The following is a 17,526-nucleotide window of genomic DNA, read 5'->3' on the forward strand; positions in this document are numbered from 1 at the left end:
TGTTTAAATCAATACCCTAAACAATTCGAGTTGCAGCCAATACCGCTGCGGCTCGAACAATGACGGGTATTTCAGCCTATTGGTAGCGCCATGATAATGGCGTCTTCCCTGCCCTCTTTGGTCGGGTAATAGTTGCGGCGTATGGTCGCCTCGTTGAAGCCCAGGCTCTCGTAGAGCGCAATAGCCGCGTGGTTCGAGGCGCGCACTTCAAGCCACAGGGTAAAGACGTCCTGCGCTTCCAGCTCGCGGATGAGATGCTCCAGAAGCTGTCGGCCAAGCCCTCTGCGCTGATACGCGGGATCGACCGCAATATTGAACAGCGTTGCCTCATCAAGCACAACCTGAGTGACGGCAAACGCCGCCATCTCGCCGTCGACGTCCAGGCGGAGATTGAAATAGCGATCGCCCTGGTTGCTGGCGAAGGTTTTTTCACTCCATGGGAAAGCATGGCTGCGCAGTTCGATGGCGTAGGCCGCCGCTAAGTCACTCTGCTTCAGGGAAGAAATCGTGTTCATATTTGCAAATTTGCTGCCACAGCGCCTGACGCGCCGTGCCGTTGTGATAAAGCTCGTTTAAGGCGGGAGTCGCCAGCTGCGCACCGGGAAGCGAAAGCGGCTCGTCAACGCCCAGTCGCCAGCTGTTGCAGCGGGTATCGGCTGGCAGCATCGCCGCACGTTCCGGCGTCAGCTGCAAAACCTGCTGGGGCATAAGCGCCAGGCTGCGTAACACATCGCTAATCAGGGGATCGCTTAACGCCGGGAGGTCGTTTGCGACCATCACCAGACGGGTGTTTGCCTGCAGTGAAACGGCAATTTCACCCTGCAACACCAACGGTCGCCGCAGCTCCCACTGGGTAATGCCCAGTTGCTGTAACAGCCAGTCGCGTCGCGAAGTCATAGCGAAACCTTTTGAGAGTGCCAATTGGGGCGCAAATATAGCAAATACATCGAATACGCGCCATTAAAGCTCTATAATCGCGGATCTGATTTATCCTGGAGTAATTTGATGACTGCGTTAACCCCGGCAAGCGAAGTGCTGCTGCGCCACAGCGATGATTTTACCGAAAGCCGCGTACTGTTTGCCGGTGACCTGCAAGACGATCTGCCCGCCCGTTTCGATACCGCGCAAAGCCGCGCCCATACCCAGCAATTCCACCATTGGCAGGTGCTAAGCGCCCAGATGGGCGAAAACGCGCAGTATGGCCTGGTGGCGGACGCCGAGATCGTCGGCGACAGCGACACGCTGATTTACTACTGGCCGAAGAACAAGCCGGAAGCGCAATTCCAGCTGATGAACATTCTCTCGCGCATGCCGGTAGGCTGCGACGTGTTCGTCGTCGGTGAAAACCGCAGCGGCGTGCGCAGCGCAGAACAAATTCTCGAAGATTTTTGCCCGCTGACCAAAATCGACAGCGCGCGCCGCTGCGGCCTGTATCACGGTCGCCTTGAAACGCAGCCGCAGTTCGACGAGCAGGCGTGGTGGGACGAATACGATCACGAAGGCATGACGGTGAAAACCCTGCCGGGCGTGTTTAGCCGCGATGGCCTTGATACCGGCAGCAAGCTGCTGCTCTCCACCCTGACCGCGCATACCAAAGGCAAAGTGCTGGACGTAGGCTGCGGCGCGGGCGTGCTGGCCATCACGCTGAAAAGCCATTCGCCGAAGGTTCGCCTGACGCTGTGTGACGTGAGCGCCCCGGCGGTTGAAGCCAGCCGCGCAACGCTTGCCGCTAACGGCATCGAGGGTGAAGTCATCGCCAGCAACGTCTATTCCGAGATCAATGGCCGTTTCGACATGATTATCTCCAACCCGCCGTTCCACGACGGCATGCAAACCAGCCTGGATGCAGCCCACCAGCTTATCCGCGGCGCGGCCCGTCATCTGAACATGGGTGGCGAGTTACGCATCGTGGCAAACGCCTTCCTGGCGTACCCGAACGTGCTGGACGAAATCTTTGGCAGTCATGAAGTTATCGCGCAAACCGGTCGCTTTAAGGTTTATCGTGCCGTGCTGGCGCGCGCGGCGAAGAAACGCTAATCACGCCCCAACGCCGTTTTTTGCAGCAAATGCTGAAGCGGCGCTAAATTAACTGTTGACGAAGCGCAGAAAACATCTAGAATGCGCCTCCGTGGTTGTGATACTTCGGTATTACAGGTATGCGAAGGTGGCGGAATTGGTAGACGCGCTAGCTTCAGGTGTTAGTGTTCTTACGGACGTGAGGGTTCAAGTCCCTCTCTTCGCACCACCAACAACCACGAGATATCGTTCGCACTGCGCGAAGGTGGCGGAATTGGTAGACGCGCTAGCTTCAGGTGTTAGTGTTCTTACGGACGTGAGGGTTCAAGTCCCTCTCTTCGCACCAATGCGATGACGATATCAAAACTCTTAAGCGCAAGCTTAAAACCTGTGCGAAGGTGGCGGAATTGGTAGACGCGCTAGCTTCAGGTGTTAGTGTCCTTACGGACGTGAGGGTTCAAGTCCCTCTCTTCGCACCACTTCTTAGCTGTTCCCCGTAATTCAAGCTTCCTGCTTATCTCATCACACCAAGATTCATCATCACCAACGCAAGCCCGCTGGCAAAGGCAATGCCTGACGGCAGCAACACAAAATGCCGCAGCCGCTTGTGATAAAGCATCGCCGTTGACGCAACCAGCCCTAGCACCACCAGCACGCGCCATTGGCTAAAAGAAAGATCCGCATACGCCAGAACGGCGACCAGCAATCCCGGTACCACAATCCCCCAGGCGCTTCCAAGCTGTCGTTGCAACATAGTGGCTATCTCATCAATCGGTAATGATAACCAATATCATATGATAAAATTTCTCATCTGTCAGCTCGATATCGGCGATACTGCGCCGTCCTGTATGAGCTTTACTCAACAGCGGATGACATAATTTCACGAAGATGGTAGATTGGCCCCAACGTTAATAAAACTCATCAATAAATTATCCATAACGTTAACGTCTCTTCGCAAACCGATATTAATGCCACTGCAAACACGCAAATCCGACATCTGACCGAAAAGAATTATTTTAGATATGACTGCAAAGAACTGGCGGGCCTTACTTAAAGGGAAGCATCAGCTCTCTTCACGTTTATTTTTATTGCTCAATGCGATCTCTGCCGGCTTCAGCATGGCAAGCCCTATCTACCACACGCAGAGCCTGACGGTGCCTGTCATTCTGGTGCTGGTGCTGAGCATTTCTTTGCTGGTCTGGCAATTCGCTGATAAACAAAGACTAATTAATATTAACTTAGTGTCATTATTACTGGGCGTATTATGGGCGTGGCACATCGTTATTAAAAATAGCGCGATACCCAATACCGACGCATCCTTTTTGATAATTGCGCTTATGACCATATTATTTATTGGATCTATCTCTTTTATCAATAATATACAGGCGTTCATCGTCCACTGTATCCCGGTTACGCTCACGGTGCTGTGGCTCGACGGCGGCCAGCACTGGCTGCGCGTGCTTTACTCAATCGCCCTGCCCGGCGTTGGCATCACCATTCAGCACATGATCCAACGGCGCAACGACAAGTTCACCCAGCGGCTAATGAATAAGCTGCTGGAAGAGAAAGAAACCCTTAACGATCTGAGCATGCTCGACCCGCTCACCGGCCTCTACAACCGTCGCGGTTTTCAGAACCGGCTGGAGAACGTTATGTCTGTCGGCAGCGGCCATCACTTCGTGCTGCTGCTGGATATCGACCACTTCAAGGCCTACAACGATAACTATGGCCACAGCATGGGCGACCAGGCGCTGATCCGCGTATCGGCAGCCATTCGCGATGCGGTGCGATCCAGAGACATCGTCACGCGCTACGGCGGCGAGGAGTTTATGGTGCTGCTCACCAATCTCGACGCCGAAACGGCGATGCAAACCGCCGAGCGCATCCGCCAGCGGGTTTACGACCTGCGCATCCTGCACCTGTTTAACGAGCAGGTTGCCACTAACGTCACCATCAGCATTGGCCTTGCCCCGCTTGGCGAAGAGGGCGTTGATGAAGCGCTAAGGCTCGCCGACAAAGCACTCTACCGAGCTAAAAACCAGGGCCGCAACAGCATCCTCACCAGCGATTCGCTACAGGCGGCGTAAATCACGCCGCGCTTCCCCACAGAGCGCACATTTTCACCTTGCTAACGGCTTTCCCTATAGTTAGGATTGGCAATCATTATCATTTAGATTACCGGTCGTATCAGGCGATGGCATTCCAGTCCTCACAGTTTATTGACGATCACGCGTGGCAGGCCCCATTCGGGCGCGCCGAAGCCACGCTTGCGGACGAGCTACGCGAACGCTTTACGGCGCATCGCGCGTACTTTAACGACATCATCAAGCTCAATGAACTGGTGCCTGATAGCGCCCTGACCTTTTACCAGTGGGCGCAGCCAGCGACGTTAACCACGCTGATGGCGACCTATGCAGACCACATCTACCGCAACCAGCCGCAGCAGCCGCGCGAAGGCAAACCGCTGAAGTCCCTGTGGGCGCAGTGGTATCTTGGGCTGCTGGTACCGCCGCTGTTTATGGCGCTGGTCACCCACCCGCGCGCGCTGGATATCGACCCGGCGCTGGTTCGCGTGGAGTTTCATGAAACGGGGCGGGCGGCAACCTTCTGGCTGGACGTGCATGAAGATGTTCAGGCGACCGTCATGCCGCTACGGCAGCGCGTAGAAAAGCTTATCGTTACGGGCATTACGCCAATTGTTGATGCACTGGAAGACAGCGGCGACATCAACGGCAAGCTCATCTGGGCGAACACCGGCTATCTCATCAACTGGCTGCTGGGCGAAATTAAAGGCCTGCTCGGCGACGAGGCCGTTGCCGAACTGCGCCAGGCGTGCTTCTTCGACAAACAGCTTTCTACCGGCCAGGGCAATCCGCTTTACCGCACCGTCGTACCGCGCGAAGGGCTACTGGTGCGCCGCACCTGCTGCCAGCGTTACAAGCTGCCGGACGTACAGGGCTGCGGCGACTGCACGCTGAAATAGTTTGAGATCGGCGGGTGGCGCTTCGCTTATCCACCCTACAACGCTCTCCCACAACGTAAAACGGCGGGTTTCCCCGCCGTCTTCCACTCTAAAACGCTTATGCGACCTGCTGGCTCTCGCCGTCGGTGAGCTTCTGCGCTTCTTCGGCTTCCTGCTCCAGCAGCTGCTTCTCGTACACTTTAAAGAACGGGAAGTAGATGATGGCGGAAACCACGGCCAGCAGCACGACCAGAATCGCCGCACGGAAATCCCAGCCCAGCGCCCAGGCCGCACCAATTGGCGCAGGCGCGGTCCACGGCACCACGGAAATCACGCGGCCAATCAGGTCCATTTTCATTGCGCCCCACGCCAGCACGGCGTTCACCATCGGTGCCAGCAGGAATGGAATGAAGAACACCGGGTTCATCACGATTGGCGTACCGAAAATTACCGGCTCGTTAATGTTAAAGCAGGTTGGGACGATGCTCAGTCGCCCGATAGAACGCAGGTGCGCGGACTTACTGCGTAGATAGCAGATCACCAGCCCCATGGTGGCACCCGAGCCGCCAACCACGATAAAGAACGTCCAGAACGCTTCCATAAAGATGTGCGGCAGCGGAGCACCCTGCGCCAGCGCGCTCTGGTTCATACCGAGGTTCGTCAGCCAGAACATTTGCAGCATCCCGGAGACAATCGCCGCGCCGTGGATCCCCGCAAACCACAGCAGGTGCCCAATCAGCACCGCCAGCAAAATCGCCGGCAGGGAGTCCGCTGCGGAAACCAGCGGTTTAAACAGGGACATAATGGCCTGTGGGATCAGCATATCGAACTGGGACTGAATCAACAGGCTCAGCGGATACAGCGTCAGCACGACAACCAGCACCGGAATCAGCAGATCGAAGGAGTTCTTGATCATCGGCGGAACCTGGTCCGGCAGCTTGATGCCAATGTTGTGCGCCTTCAGGAAACGCATCATCTCAACGCAGTAAATCGCTACCAGAATGGCGGTGAAAATCCCCGTGCCGCCCAGGCTATCTACCGGCAGCGTCCCTTTGGTTTTGGGTGCCGCAACCAGCAGGAAGGCCATCAGCGAAAGCATGGCGCACATGAACGGATCCAGGCCGTGAGACTTCACGTAATGCTTGCCGAGGTTGTAGGAAATCGCCATACAGATGTAGATAGACATTATGCCCATCGTCATATCAAACGGCGTAAGGATCTGCCCTTCAAAAACTTTCGCCGCGTCCAGCCACGCGCGGGCGAATCCCCAGGTGGTGGTTGGCGAAAAAGGCGGATAGGCAAAGACCAGCAGGAAAGAGCCGACAATCATAAACGGCATGGCGGAAATAAAGCCGTCACGAATAGCCATTACGTGGCGCTGGGATGAAATACGCCCCGCGACCGGACTGACATAGTTTTCAACAAAACGGAAAATCAAATTAAAGGCGGCATGGTTAGAAGACATAGTCGTTCTCCAGTCAGGCTATCAACGCGAGTGCATCAGCGAGAATCTTGTCGCCGCGCATCATTCCGTAATCCATAGAGTTGATCACCGTGACCGGGATCTGTTTAGGTGCTGCCTGCGCTTTGAAATCCTCCAGACGATATTTGATTTGTGGCCCGAGCAAACAGCAATCATAACCGGGCATAACATCGGTGAACTCTTCAATGCCTACCGCTTTGATTTCGACGTCAATCTGTTGCACTAAAGCGGCTTGCTTCATCCTGTTCACGACCATGCTGGTAGACATACCAGCGGCACAGCATAAAAGGATACGTTTCATAGACTGCTCTTATTATTAGGTACAGGGGGGTTACGATTCTTAGTATTCATCGCTCTTCGATGCTCTGCAACCGGTTACTGTAACCGGTTGCAGTGAATGTGAAGGAGATCGAGGATTCAGGGAAATAAATAAAGAGGACACGTTGATTATAAGCGGTTTACATAAAGCACAAGCTTATGCGAAATTATTTGCGGCCTTCATCAGGAGAAACTCATGAGTCTGCAGTCCGTGCGGCAATTCTTTGCCGACAACGCCCCCGATATCGACATCATCGAACTGAATCAAAGCACGGCAACCGTTGCCCTCGCCGCTCGCGCGCACAACGTCGAGCCGGGGCAAATTGCCAAGACATTATCGTTAAAGATTAAAAATGATGTCGTGCTGGTGGTAGCAAAAGGCGATGCGCGCCTGGATAACAAAAAGCTAAAAGCCGCTTTTGGCGCGAAAGCCCGCATGCTAAGCACCGATGAAGTCGTCAGCTGGACCGGCCATCCCGTCGGCGGCGTCTGCCCGTTCGGGCTGGAAAACCCCCTCGCCGTCTACTGTGATATTTCGCTCAAGCAGTACGACGAAGTGCTGCCCGCAGCGGGTGCCATTCACAGCGCGGTACGCATCGCGCCGGAACGGCTCGCCGAACTTACCGCTGCCAAATGGGTCGATGTCTGCCTTTAAAGGCAGAGCAAGGATAAGGGCTGCTACCAGCCCTTAAGGGTGCTGACAAAGAAGGAAAAAGCGTGGTTTTTCCTTCTTTGTGGTTATCAGCCGAAAATCAATGAATTGATTTTCCATAATATTTTTCGGTGGCTTATGCTCGTACTATAAACGTATGAGGTTTGTCATCAGTCTCAAGGGCTGCTACCAGCCCTTTTTTTACGCCTGCTGTAAATCGCACTCGCGTTGCGGCAGCTGCATTTCAAGCCCGTCGGCGCACTCCGTCGTGAGTGCCGAAGACGAAAGTTCACGGCCCCCTCTTTCGCTCACCATCCACGCATACATTTCAGCATCGTTTTTTAAAGCAAGCCTGCGCATCGCGCTATTTTTTTGGGCGCTAACGGTTTTGTTATTTCTGTTCAAGAGCGCGGCAATTTGATTGATTCGCCAGCCTTTGCTTAGCAGACGCATCACACGGCGCTCGGCAAACGTCAGCTGGAACTCGTATTCCCCAACCGGCGCTTCGGCCGCTAGTTTTTCGCTTAACAGTTCGCTGCTGATGCTGCCCGGCCCCAGGCCGCCGTTGAACATGCAGTTGAGAAAATTATCGATGGGCTCACTGACCGACAGCAGCGAGGTGTGCGCTCGGAATAACCTTTCTATCGCAGCATCAATAAGATAAGTCGGCACGATAAATATCCAGCGAATGTAATTGAACTGCGACTGTAAGGGATTGACTATCCGGCATATTTCATTGAACTCGACCAGCCCGCCGCTTAGCTCAGTCAACACAACATCCATTTTTTCCAGCCGTTCCGGTGTTAATAATGCCAGCGATGAGAGATTGCTTAACGTTGCCTGGCTGGATTCATTTTTCATCAACACTCTTACCCCTTCGCACAGCAACGGTTTCTTACTGACGACCACCGCACGGCAGAGAGGATATCGTAAAAATTTACTCACTTTTCTTCCTTGCATATTACGCTCCATGACTCCGGCTATTAGGCGACTAGCTCATGCCCAAGACTATGAATATCCCTTTCACACAGCAGGCCCAGTTTCTCCATCGCGCGTCGTTTATGAGAACTGATAGTGCGCACATCGCGGCCTAATGATTTAGCCACCTCGCTGACGCTTTCACCGATGAACAATTTGCCCATCACCTCAGCTTCTTTTGGTGTGAGAAAGGTAGGGAATTCCCCATTCATAATATTGTCAACCACCGGACTCAGAATTATTCTTTCACTGTTCAGGGAGTTTAGTATCAGAGTCCGAAAGACGCTCAATGGCTCGAACTGAGAAATTATGGCGGTCAGGCCCAGCGCATAAAGGTAGTTGAGTACGTTACGCTTATGATTAGCGGTAAATGCCACTACAGAAAGATCCGACGGGTTGGAACAATACCAGTGAATAAAATTCACCATCTCCAACAGCCGGGGTGAAACATCATCCAATTCAATAATTAACGTTGCCTGAGGATAACGAAACACCGCTTTTAACGCCTCGTTATAGCTCTGTACGCAATGAATAATATCATTCCCATACAAAAGGTTACGTAAACTATCTCGTATACCGACTTTGGTAAGCTCGCAGGTCGCATAAATGATAAAACATTTATCGCCTTTATTAATTTCACTCATCACTCAAATTCACCACACTAGATCACCACGATAAATAATACAAAATAAATATATGGGATAGCATATATTTACCAAATGAATGTTCAAAATTATTAAAACCCGGCAATAGAATAAGGGATTTCTGCACTAATGAAAAAGGGAAAGTTTATTTCACACACGATTAATCAAAGAAGAAGAGTTACTTTATTTTATTAGAAGCACATTCATTATTAACGTGCGTAATAGCACGATGCAAGAATGATAAATTTTTTGCATTGCGCGTCAGCTTAAAACAATAAATGTTAATGTCCAGACGTTAAATGAAAGACTAATAAGGATAGGTCATATCCCTTAAAGACGTACTGCGGAACGTCTTAGGCGTGCTGCCCGCATAGCGGCGAAAGAAGCGCGAAAAATAGGTGGCATCGCTAAAGCCCAGATAATCAGAAATCTGGCTGATGGTCATGCTGGTATAAAGGAGGTTGCGCCGCGCCTCCAGCAAAATTCGCTGATGTAAAACGCCAAGGGCGCTACAGCCGTGGAACTCGTGGCACAGCGTATTGAGATGCACGTTCGATAGCCCAATGAGCTTCGCATAATGGGCAATGGGCAGATGCTCGCGATAATGATTTTCTACCAGCTGATTAAACCGATGCACGACGCTGCGCCTGCGTTCCAGCCTATCGCTACTGGCCTGAGCCGGGCAACCCTGCCGGTTCACCCAGACCAGCAGCGCGCTAATTAACGAATGGATCATCATGTCTCGGGCTTCACCGTCGCCTTCATATTCATCCTGGAGGGTTTGAAAAAGGGTATTAATTTGCCGACGCGAACCTTTTACCGGGATACAGCTCGGCTGGGTCAAAATCTGCAGCGGTCGCCCAAACTGCTGCTCAAACTGCGCCATCAGCGGTGCGGAAAACGACAGCGAAAATCCCTGCGTCCCCGGCGAAAAGCGGAATCCATGAATGCACAGCGCGGGCACGATTTGCAGGCAGGATCCCTCCACGCGCCGCTTCGTCCCTTCAATCTCAATTTCCACCAGCCCCTTATGCACGTACAGCAGCTGCACCAGATCGGCATGCTGATGCGCGCGGATATGCCATTCGTACAGGCTGCTGCGGCTGTGAATGGACTCACAGTGCAGCAAATCGGACGTCGGCCAGCTGCGGCTTTCACCATAAAGTTTAAAGACGGGAATGGTTTCGTTCAGGCTCATGGCTCGCTCATTCGGTCAACGGAGCGACGCTTTGCCGCCCCGCTTAAGTGTAGCGTATGCAGCGGTGACCGCCGCTCAGCGCACCTCTTCAAAAGGCAGGCCGACATAGTTCTCGGCGATGGTCGTCATGCCCGCCCGTGAACCGAGATAGTATTCGCGGTCGGCCTGCTGCATTTTGCGGTCAAATGCGTTAATGCCTTCAAAATCATGCAAAAGATTGGTCATAAACCAGCTAAAGCGCTCGCCTTTCCAGACGCGGCGCAGCGCCATGGGCGAATAGGTTTCCAGCAGGTCGACGCGGCCTTCGCGATAAACCTTTTTCAGGATGCGGTAGAGATAGTTAACGTCGGATGCAGCGAGGTTCAGCCCCTTCGCGCCGGTAGGCGGAACGATATGCGCGGCGTCGCCGACCAGAAAAAGATTGCCGTACTGCATCGGCTCGACGACAAAGCTCCGCAGCGGCGCGATGCTCTTCTCAAGTGAGTGACCAGTCACTAACTTTTCGCCCAACGCCGTAGGAAGCCGCCGCTTAAGCTCGCCCCAAAAGCGTTCGTCCGACCAGTCTTCAACCTTGTCGCTCAGCGGTACCTGCAAATAGTAACGGCTTCGTGTTAGTGAGCGCTGACTACACAACACAAACCCGCGCGCATGATGGGCGTAAATCAGCTCGTGGTTCACCGGCGGCGTATCAGAAAGCAGCCCCAGCCAACCGAACGGGTAAACGCGTTCGTACTCGCGCAGAATCTCCTTTGGGATGACCTGACGGGACACGCCGTGGAAGCCGTCGCACCCGGCAATATAGTCGCACTCGATGCGGCAGGTTTCGCCCTGCTTTTCAAAAGTGACCGAAGGCGTATCGCTCCGCACGTCAAAAAGCTGCACGTTGCTCACGCCATAAATCGAAATCGCCCCGGCCTCGCCGCGTGCCTCCATCAAATCGCGAGTGACTTCCGTCTGGCCGTAAACCATCACCGTTTTTCCGCCGGTCAGCGCCTTGAGCGGCACCGGGATCCGCCTGCCGTCGAACAAAAACTCCACGCCGTCGTGCACCAGCCCCTTCGGCATCCATGCGCCGGCTAACGCCCGCTTCGCGCAGCAAATCCACCGTGCCGTTTTCGAGGATGCCCGCGCGAATGCGCCCGAGCACATAGTCAGGAGACTGCCGTTCAAGAATCACATTGCCGATGCCCGCGTTATGCAGCAGCTGGCCAAGCAGCAGCCCGGACGGCCCGGCGCCGATAATCACAACCTGAGTTTTCATAGGGTACGCTCGCTAAAATATTCTGTTATTTAATTGTTGTAATTGTGTTTATAAATTGAGTGACATGGCATTTTTGTCATCCTGACGGGGAAAAAGAAGGTCAAATCCTCGCTAAAACGTGCACTTTTCGAAACTCGCGCAGAACTGTGGGCCGCTTCAAAGTTTGATGAAAAAGCGTTCAGACGTCTTTTTCTGGATAAAGATTGATCTGAAGCGTCTGAGTACCGCTGGGGGCTTATGCTAATAATGGAAGGTATTTTTTGAGCGGCTAACGTCGCCCCTTCATCTTCCAGGGTCAGGCATGCAGACAGACGACAACGTGCAGCGGGAAGTCACCCGCCTGTGCATTCAGTGCGCGCTTTTTTTGCTGCAACACGGAGCAGAAAGCGCGCTGGTAGAGGAGCTTTCCACCCGCCTTGGCATCGCGCTGGGCATGGACAGCGTTGAAAGCTCAATTTCAGCGAACGCAATCGTGTTAAGCACCATCAAAAACAACCAGTGCCTGACGACCACGCGCAAAAATATCGACCGCGGCATCAATATGCACGTCGTTACCGAAGTGCAGCATATCGTGATCATGGCGGAACATAAGCTGCTGGATCCGAAAGACGTTTTGAAACGCTTCGCGCACATCAAGCCGCTGCGTTACCCGCGCTGGCTGGTGGTGCTGATGGTCGGATTATCCTGCGGCTGCTTCTGTAAGCTGAACAACGGCGGCTGGGACGGGGCGTTCGTCGCCTTTGTGGCAAGCTCGATGGCAATGTACGTCCGCCAGGTGCTGACCCAGCGCCACATGCACCCGCAAATCAACTTTTGCATCACCGCCTTTATCGCGACCACGGTATCCGGCCTGCTGATCGCCAAAGGGCCGTTTGCCACCACGTCCAACATCGCGATGGCGGCGAGCGTGCTGCTGCTGGTGCCGGGGTTCCCGCTGATTAACGCCGTCGCCGACATGTTCAAAGGCCACGTCAATACCGGCCTTGCGCGCTGGGCAATGGCGAGCCTGCTAACGCTTGCCACCTGTATCGGCGTGGTCATGGCGATGGCGATGTGGGGGCTGCGCGGATGGGCATAATCGATTTCATACTTGCGCTTATGCAGGACATGGCGCTGGCGGCCATTCCCGCGCTGGGCTTCGCGCTGGTGTTCAACGTGCCGCAGCGGGCGCTGCCCTACTGCGCGCTGCTGGGGGCGATAGGCCACGGCTCGCGCATGGCGATGATGACGGCGGGCGTGAACATCGAATGGAGTTCGTTTATGGCGGCTATTCTGGTCGGCATGATTGGCATCCAGTGGTCGCGCTGGTATCTCGCGCACCCGAAGGTCTTTACCGTGGCGGCGGTGATCCCGATGTTCCCTGGAATTTCCGCCTACACCGCGATGATCTCCGCCGTGAAAATGAGCCACTTCGGCTACAGCGAAGATCTGCTCATCCAGCTGGTAACCAACTTCCTGAAGGCGTCGTTTATCGTGGGCGCGCTGTCGATTGGCCTGTCGCTGCCAGGCCTGTGGCTCTACCGCAAACGCCCACGGGTCTAACTTTTTACGCCCCCTCGCGCTCGGTCAGGGCGAGGGGCGGGGCGAGCGGAGCCTCACGCGACTGCCTGCTTTCCGCCATTCCCTTCGCTAAAAGGCCCAGCGCCGTGATCGCCGCCGGAATGGCCAGCAGCAGGAACACCGTCTTAAACGCCAGCCCCATCGACATCATTTCCGCCCCGGCAAACGCGCTCAAAATCGCCCCGATGCGGCCAATGCCGTGCATCCAGCTTGAGCCGGTGGCGCGCGCCTCGGTCGGGTAAAAGCTTGCCGACAGCGCATTCATGCCGGTGTTCGCGCCGTTCAGGCACGAGCCGCAGAAGAACGCCAGCAGGCCGAGCAGCCCGAAGCTGTGCCCGGCAAACCCGATAACCAGCGTCATCGCGCCGCCGGTCGCGTAGATCAGGCACAGCGCCCAGTGCGGGTTAATCCTGTCCATCAGCCAACCCGCAAACAGCGACCCGACCGTGCCGCCCGCCTGATACAGCGCGGCAATCACCGCCGCCTGCGCCACCGTCAGGCCGATTTCCTTCACCATCGACGGCAGCCAGCTGCCCAGCACGTAGACCAGAAACAGCCCCATAAAATAGGCCAGCCACAGCATCAGGGTGCCGAAACGGTACTGCGGGGAAAGCACAATCGCCATCGCGCCGCGCTTCACGGCAGGCTGCGGCGGGATCATAAATTCGGTACTGGCATCCACCGCCGTCGGATAGAGTTTGCGGACGATCTCGCGAATACGGCGCTGATCGGCGCGCTTGGCCACCAAAAAGCGCACCGATTCGGGCAGCTTCCATAGCAGCAGCGGCACAAAAATCAGCGGCAAAATCCCACCCAGCGCCATCAGCGAATGCCAGCCCCAGTTGGGGATCATCCACGACGCCGCAAACCCGCCGCTCGCCGCGCCGAAGGTAAAGCCGCAGAAAATCACCGTAATGATAAAGGAGCGTTTTCGCTCCGGCGCATACTCCGACACCAGCGTGCCCATATTGGGCATCGCCGCGCCCAGGCCCAGCCCGGTCATAAAGCGGAAGAAAATCATCTGCTCAACGTTGTGGGAAAAGGCGGTGGCGATGGTCCAGAAGCCGAAGAAAAACACGCTGTTAATAATAATTTTCTTGCGCCCCAGCCAGTCGGCCAGGGGCCCGGAAAGCATCGCGCCGAGCGCAAGGCCTATCAGCGCCGCGCTTATCACAAAGCCCAGCTCGTGGTTGGTCACGCCCCAGCTTTCCTTCAGCACCGGGGCGATGAAACCCATAATGGCGATATCAAATCCGTCGAGGGCAATGACGCAGAACCCCAGCAGCACGATCAGCTTCTGATACCTGCCGAGCGGGCTGTGATTAATTAACTCTCTTACATCCATGACTTTTGCATCTGACATAGTGGATCTCCTGCGGCGGACAGTCGCCGCATCGGTGATGTTATTCGATGAACGCCGCGCAGCCAAACGCGCCCGCGCGAATTCATTCAGGGAATGAGCACTATTAAGGGGTATCTTCCCTGAGCGTCAGCAACGACGCGGGGGAACAGCAGATGTTAAGGGCGAGCAGCGTCGCAGGTCGGATAAGCGCCAGCGCACGAGCTGCTTTGTAGGTCGGATAAGCGCCAGCGCCATCCGACAAAACGCTACACCAGCGCGCGGGCAGCGTCGTAAAGCAGCTTTGCTCGCTCGTGGGCCGGGCGTTTACCGTCAGCGCCCGCAAGCGGTACCTCGACGGAAACGGGCAGATCCGACGGCAGCGCGGCAAGCAGTCCGTGTAGATCCAGGCCGCCGCTGCCGGGGATCATCCGGGCGGCACGCGCCTGATAAATCAGGGTTTCTTCGTCCTGCGGCCTCTCGGCGGGGGCATCGCAAAGCTGCACGTACTTGAGCATGGAACGCGGGATCGCCCCGAGCGAGGCAAGCGACTCGTCGGCGCGATCGAAATGAATCGCATCGATCAGGATCGCCAGATCCTCACGGCCCGCCGCAAGGATCAGCCGCCGCGCGTCGGCAATATTGCGCACCGCCGTCCACGGCATAGGCTCGACGTTCATGGTCAGCCCAAAGCCCGCGCCAAGCTCCGCAAGCTGGGCAAGATTGTCCGCCGCGCGGGAAAAGTCAGCGTCGTTGCCCGCCACCAGCACCTGACCTGCGCCAAACCGCGCGGCGGTTTCAAACACCACTTCAAAGTCGCTGGCCCGCATTTCAGGCGTTAACCGCAGGATTTCAACATCGGAAACTTTTACGCCGGTCTGCTGCAGGGCGCTAAGCGTGTCGCGCACCATCGGCGTGTGGCCAATCATGTCGTAATGAGGCTCGCTGGCGGTAGCGGGCACCAGGCGCAGGCCAACGTGGCTAAAGCCCGCCTCGGCCGCGCAGTGCACCTGCTGCGCTGGCGGAACGTCCAGCACGGTCAGGGCCGCCAGTGAAAGGGTACGTGGGTTCATTGCTCTCTCCAGTCCTGTTTGCAGGTGTTAATAATGGTTTTATTGCCGTTCCGTGGCGCTAACAAAAGCTAGTGCAAAAGATAAGCAACCGCCTTGCAGGAGATCACACTTTAAAAACATTTTATTCACAAATCGAATCTAATGGTTCAATAACCAAAGGCTATGATTTCTATCACTTTTCATACAAAGTAATCGCCAGGTTATCAGTTTGTATCATTCCCAGGTCGGGTAAGCGCCGCCTGTAGGTCGAGTTAGCGCAGTCTGTAGGTCGGGTAAGGCGTAAGCCGCCACCCGACAACCCACGCCCAACCCACGCCCGACCCAACTCAACACAAAAATCCCCCTACTCCCCGCCCAGCGCTTTCCCCACCAGATACCCAAAGGTCATCGCCGGGCCAAGCGTAATACCGCCGCTGGGGTAATGCCCGTTCATCACGCTCGCCATATCGTTACCCACCGCGTACAGGCCGGGAATAGGCTGTTGCCGCTCGTCCAGCACCCGCGCCCGCTCGTCCGTCAGCAACCCGGCAAACGATCCTAAGCTGCCCGGCAAAATCTTCACCGCGTAAAACGGCGCTTTTATAAGCTCGCCAAGCGAGGGATTTGGCCGGTGGGCAGCATCCCCCTGGGCGCGGTTATACGCGGAATCCCCCCGCTTAAACGCCGGATCGCAGCCGTTGCGCGCAAACTCGTTAAACTGCTCAACCGTCTGGCGCAAATTTGCGGCATTGATCCCGCATTTCTGCGCCAGCTCCTCAAGCGTAGCGCCGCGGGTCAAATAGCCGCCCCGCTCGTACAGCGAAGCCGGGAACGGAAAAGGCTTCGACCAGCCGAGGCCATAGCGCCGCCGGGCGCGGGCGTCGCCTATCAGCCAGGCGTAGGGCGCGTCCCCTGCGGGCGTGGCGTCCAGCAGCCCTTTGATAAAATCGTGGTAGGAATCGGCCTCGTTCACGAAGCGGTTGCCGTCGGCCCGCACCGCCAGAAACCCCGGCTTGGCGCGCTCGACGAGGTGCGGAAACGCAAGCCGGTTGCCCGCAGGCCCGGTCACCATCGACACCGGTGACCACGCCATCGGGTTGGCAAGATCTGCCGTAACCCGCCCGCCCGCGCTTTCCCCCAGCCGTATCCCCTCGCCCTGGTTCGCCGGCGGCGCGGCGGAAAAATGCCCGTAGCCGGATTTTGCGTGCGGCACCAGCGCGTCCAGCCGCTGCCTGTCATGCGGGAAACCGCCGCTCGCCAGGATCACCCCCCTGCGGGCGACGATGTCCTCCACGCCCAGATCGGTTTTGATCCGCGCCCCGCGGATCGTCCCGCCGTCCTCAAGCAGCCCGATGACCGGCGCGCTAAAGCGGATCTCCACGTTTAGATCGAGCGCCGATCGCAGCAGGCGGGCGATCAGCGCGTTGCCGTTTACCAGGTGCTGGCCGCGCCCGTAGCGCAGGCGATGATAGAAATGGCGCGAAAGGCGGCGCGTGGCGTAAAACGCCGAACGCGGGGAGCGCGTCGCGTTGAAGAAATGCCCCATGTCCGCGCCGCCCGCAATGCCCATTCCCGCCAGGCTTATCACCTCCAGCGGCGGGCGCAGCCTGGCAAGCCACGGCCCCAGCCGCCGCCCGTCATAGGGCTTTGCGGTAACCGAACGCCCGCCGGTTCTGCTCCCCGGCCCGTCGTGGAAATCGGGCATCCTGCTGCCCGAAAGAAACTCCACGGCGGTGTTCCTGCGGAAGAAATCCACCATTTCCGGGCCAAAGCGTAACAGGGCGCGCAGCCGGGCATCGGCGGGCTGTCCGGCCATTTCGTGTTGCAGATAGGCGAGCGGATCGGCCTCAGGCTCGACGATCCCCTCTTCGACCGCCAGCGGATTATGCGGCACCCACAGCCAGCCGCCGGACCAGGCGCTGGTGCCGCCCAGCACCGCCTCCTTCTCAACCAGCAGGACGCGAGCCCCGTGCCAGGCCGCGCTCACCGCCGCCGCCAGCCCGCCCGCGCCGCTGCCCATCACCAGCACGTCGTAATCGCGATGCTCACCCATCTTCGCGCCC

At 56.3% G+C, this 17,526-nt stretch carries 17 protein-coding genes, 3 tRNA genes and 1 pseudogene; 9 read left to right on the forward strand and 12 right to left on the reverse strand.

Annotated elements, in window-relative coordinates; all coding sequences use genetic code 11:
* Positions 1 to 71: 71 nt before the first annotated feature.
* Together rimI and ACSPHG_RS20665 are read right to left on the reverse strand one after the other, a co-directional pair.
* Positions 72 to 515, reverse strand: coding sequence for a ribosomal protein S18-alanine N-acetyltransferase (rimI, locus tag ACSPHG_RS20660; protein ID WP_435955359.1), 444 nt, complete (start codon positions 513 to 515; stop codon positions 72 to 74).
* The gene (locus ACSPHG_RS20665; RefSeq protein ID WP_435955360.1) at positions 484 to 897 is read right to left on the reverse strand and encodes a DNA polymerase III subunit psi; all 414 of its coding nucleotides are present in this window, start codon (positions 895 to 897) and stop codon (positions 484 to 486) included. Before ACSPHG_RS20665 ends, rimI begins: the two co-directional genes overlap by 32 nt.
* 108 nt (positions 898 to 1,005) lie before the next feature.
* Between ACSPHG_RS20665 and rsmC the strand changes: the two genes are divergently transcribed.
* From rsmC to ACSPHG_RS20685, 4 genes are all read left to right on the forward strand, one after another.
* A complete protein-coding gene (gene rsmC / locus ACSPHG_RS20670) occupies positions 1,006 to 2,037 on the forward strand; it encodes a 16S rRNA (guanine(1207)-N(2))-methyltransferase RsmC (protein ID WP_435955361.1) in 1,032 nt (343 codons plus the stop codon).
* 121 nt (positions 2,038 to 2,158) lie between these two features.
* Positions 2,159 to 2,245, forward strand: a tRNA-Leu gene (locus ACSPHG_RS20675).
* Between the two features lie 30 nt (positions 2,246 to 2,275).
* Positions 2,276 to 2,362 (forward strand) — tRNA-Leu (locus ACSPHG_RS20680).
* A 46-nt stretch (positions 2,363 to 2,408) separates the two neighbouring features.
* A tRNA-Leu gene (locus ACSPHG_RS20685) sits at positions 2,409 to 2,495 on the forward strand.
* A 35-nt stretch (positions 2,496 to 2,530) separates the two neighbouring features.
* On the opposite strand, the gene ACSPHG_RS20690 is transcribed toward ACSPHG_RS20685, so the two are convergent.
* Positions 2,531 to 2,770 carry a DUF1435 domain-containing protein gene (locus ACSPHG_RS20690; RefSeq protein WP_435955362.1) on the reverse strand — a complete coding sequence of 80 codons (240 nt, stop codon included), beginning with the start codon at positions 2,768 to 2,770 and terminating at the stop codon, positions 2,531 to 2,533.
* 268 nt (positions 2,771 to 3,038) lie between these two features.
* Between ACSPHG_RS20690 and ACSPHG_RS20695 the strand changes: the two genes are divergently transcribed.
* Both ACSPHG_RS20695 and fhuF read left to right on the forward strand, forming a co-directional pair.
* The gene (locus tag ACSPHG_RS20695; RefSeq protein ID WP_435955363.1) at positions 3,039 to 4,103 is read left to right on the forward strand and encodes a GGDEF domain-containing protein; all 1,065 of its coding nucleotides are present in this window, start codon (positions 3,039 to 3,041) and stop codon (positions 4,101 to 4,103) included.
* A 107-nt stretch (positions 4,104 to 4,210) separates the two neighbouring features.
* On the forward strand, positions 4,211 to 4,999 hold the full coding sequence (gene fhuF, locus ACSPHG_RS20700) for a siderophore-iron reductase FhuF (RefSeq protein WP_435955364.1): 789 nt from the start codon (positions 4,211 to 4,213) through the stop codon (positions 4,997 to 4,999).
* A 97-nt stretch (positions 5,000 to 5,096) separates the two neighbouring features.
* Here the strand turns inward: fhuF and ACSPHG_RS20705 are convergent, their stop codons facing one another.
* Positions 5,097 to 6,443 (reverse strand): PTS sugar transporter subunit IIC, encoded by a 1,347-nt coding sequence (locus ACSPHG_RS20705; RefSeq protein ID WP_435955366.1) that lies wholly within the window; start codon positions 6,441 to 6,443, stop codon positions 5,097 to 5,099.
* Positions 6,444 to 6,456: 13 nt separating this feature from the next.
* Positions 6,457 to 6,762 carry a PTS sugar transporter subunit IIB gene (locus tag ACSPHG_RS20710; protein WP_271122715.1) on the reverse strand — a complete coding sequence of 102 codons (306 nt, stop codon included), beginning with the start codon at positions 6,760 to 6,762 and terminating at the stop codon, positions 6,457 to 6,459.
* Positions 6,763 to 6,975: 213 nt separating this feature from the next.
* Between ACSPHG_RS20710 and ACSPHG_RS20715 the strand changes: the two genes are divergently transcribed.
* Positions 6,976 to 7,434, forward strand: a complete 459-nt coding sequence (locus ACSPHG_RS20715) for a YbaK/EbsC family protein (RefSeq protein WP_435955367.1) — start codon at positions 6,976 to 6,978, stop codon at positions 7,432 to 7,434.
* Positions 7,435 to 7,632: 198 nt separating this feature from the next.
* On the opposite strand, the gene ACSPHG_RS20720 is transcribed toward ACSPHG_RS20715, so the two are convergent.
* The 4 genes and pseudogenes from ACSPHG_RS20720 to pobA all read right to left on the reverse strand — a co-directional run bounded on the left by ACSPHG_RS20720 (position 7,633) and on the right by pobA (position 11,512).
* Positions 7,633 to 8,403, reverse strand: coding sequence for a helix-turn-helix domain-containing protein (locus tag ACSPHG_RS20720; RefSeq protein WP_435955369.1), 771 nt, complete (start codon positions 8,401 to 8,403; stop codon positions 7,633 to 7,635).
* A gap of 11 nt (positions 8,404 to 8,414) precedes the next feature.
* Positions 8,415 to 9,053: a helix-turn-helix transcriptional regulator gene (locus ACSPHG_RS20725; RefSeq protein WP_435955370.1), complete on the reverse strand. Its 639-nt coding sequence runs from the start codon at positions 9,051 to 9,053 to the stop codon at positions 8,415 to 8,417.
* A gap of 307 nt (positions 9,054 to 9,360) precedes the next feature.
* Positions 9,361 to 10,251, reverse strand: coding sequence for a helix-turn-helix domain-containing protein (locus ACSPHG_RS20730; protein ID WP_435955371.1), 891 nt, complete (start codon positions 10,249 to 10,251; stop codon positions 9,361 to 9,363).
* Between the two features lie 75 nt (positions 10,252 to 10,326).
* Positions 10,327 to 11,512, reverse strand: a pseudogene (gene pobA / locus ACSPHG_RS20735) (4-hydroxybenzoate 3-monooxygenase).
* Between the two features lie 301 nt (positions 11,513 to 11,813).
* Here pobA and ACSPHG_RS20740 point away from each other — a divergent pair.
* Positions 11,814 to 12,590: a threonine/serine exporter family protein gene (locus tag ACSPHG_RS20740; protein WP_435955372.1), complete on the forward strand. Its 777-nt coding sequence runs from the start codon at positions 11,814 to 11,816 to the stop codon at positions 12,588 to 12,590.
* Positions 12,581 to 13,054 (forward strand): threonine/serine exporter, encoded by a 474-nt coding sequence (locus ACSPHG_RS20745; protein WP_435955373.1) that lies wholly within the window; start codon positions 12,581 to 12,583, stop codon positions 13,052 to 13,054. Before ACSPHG_RS20740 ends, ACSPHG_RS20745 begins: the two co-directional genes overlap by 10 nt.
* 4 nt (positions 13,055 to 13,058) lie before the next feature.
* Here ACSPHG_RS20745 and ACSPHG_RS20750 read toward each other — a convergent pair whose 3' ends face one another.
* The 3 genes from ACSPHG_RS20750 to ACSPHG_RS20760 form a co-directional block, all read right to left on the reverse strand.
* The gene (locus tag ACSPHG_RS20750; protein WP_435955374.1) at positions 13,059 to 14,435 is read right to left on the reverse strand and encodes an MFS transporter; all 1,377 of its coding nucleotides are present in this window, start codon (positions 14,433 to 14,435) and stop codon (positions 13,059 to 13,061) included.
* Between the two features lie 245 nt (positions 14,436 to 14,680).
* The gene (locus ACSPHG_RS20755) at positions 14,681 to 15,484 is read right to left on the reverse strand and encodes a sugar phosphate isomerase/epimerase family protein (RefSeq protein ID WP_435955375.1); all 804 of its coding nucleotides are present in this window, start codon (positions 15,482 to 15,484) and stop codon (positions 14,681 to 14,683) included.
* 343 nt (positions 15,485 to 15,827) lie between these two features.
* Positions 15,828 to 17,516 (reverse strand): FAD-dependent oxidoreductase, encoded by a 1,689-nt coding sequence (locus ACSPHG_RS20760; protein ID WP_435955376.1) that lies wholly within the window; start codon positions 17,514 to 17,516, stop codon positions 15,828 to 15,830.
* Positions 17,517 to 17,526 lie beyond the last annotated feature (10 nt).

Source organism: Dryocola baronae, from assembly GCF_051297175.1.
Lineage (GTDB): Bacteria > Pseudomonadota > Gammaproteobacteria > Enterobacterales > Enterobacteriaceae > Dryocola.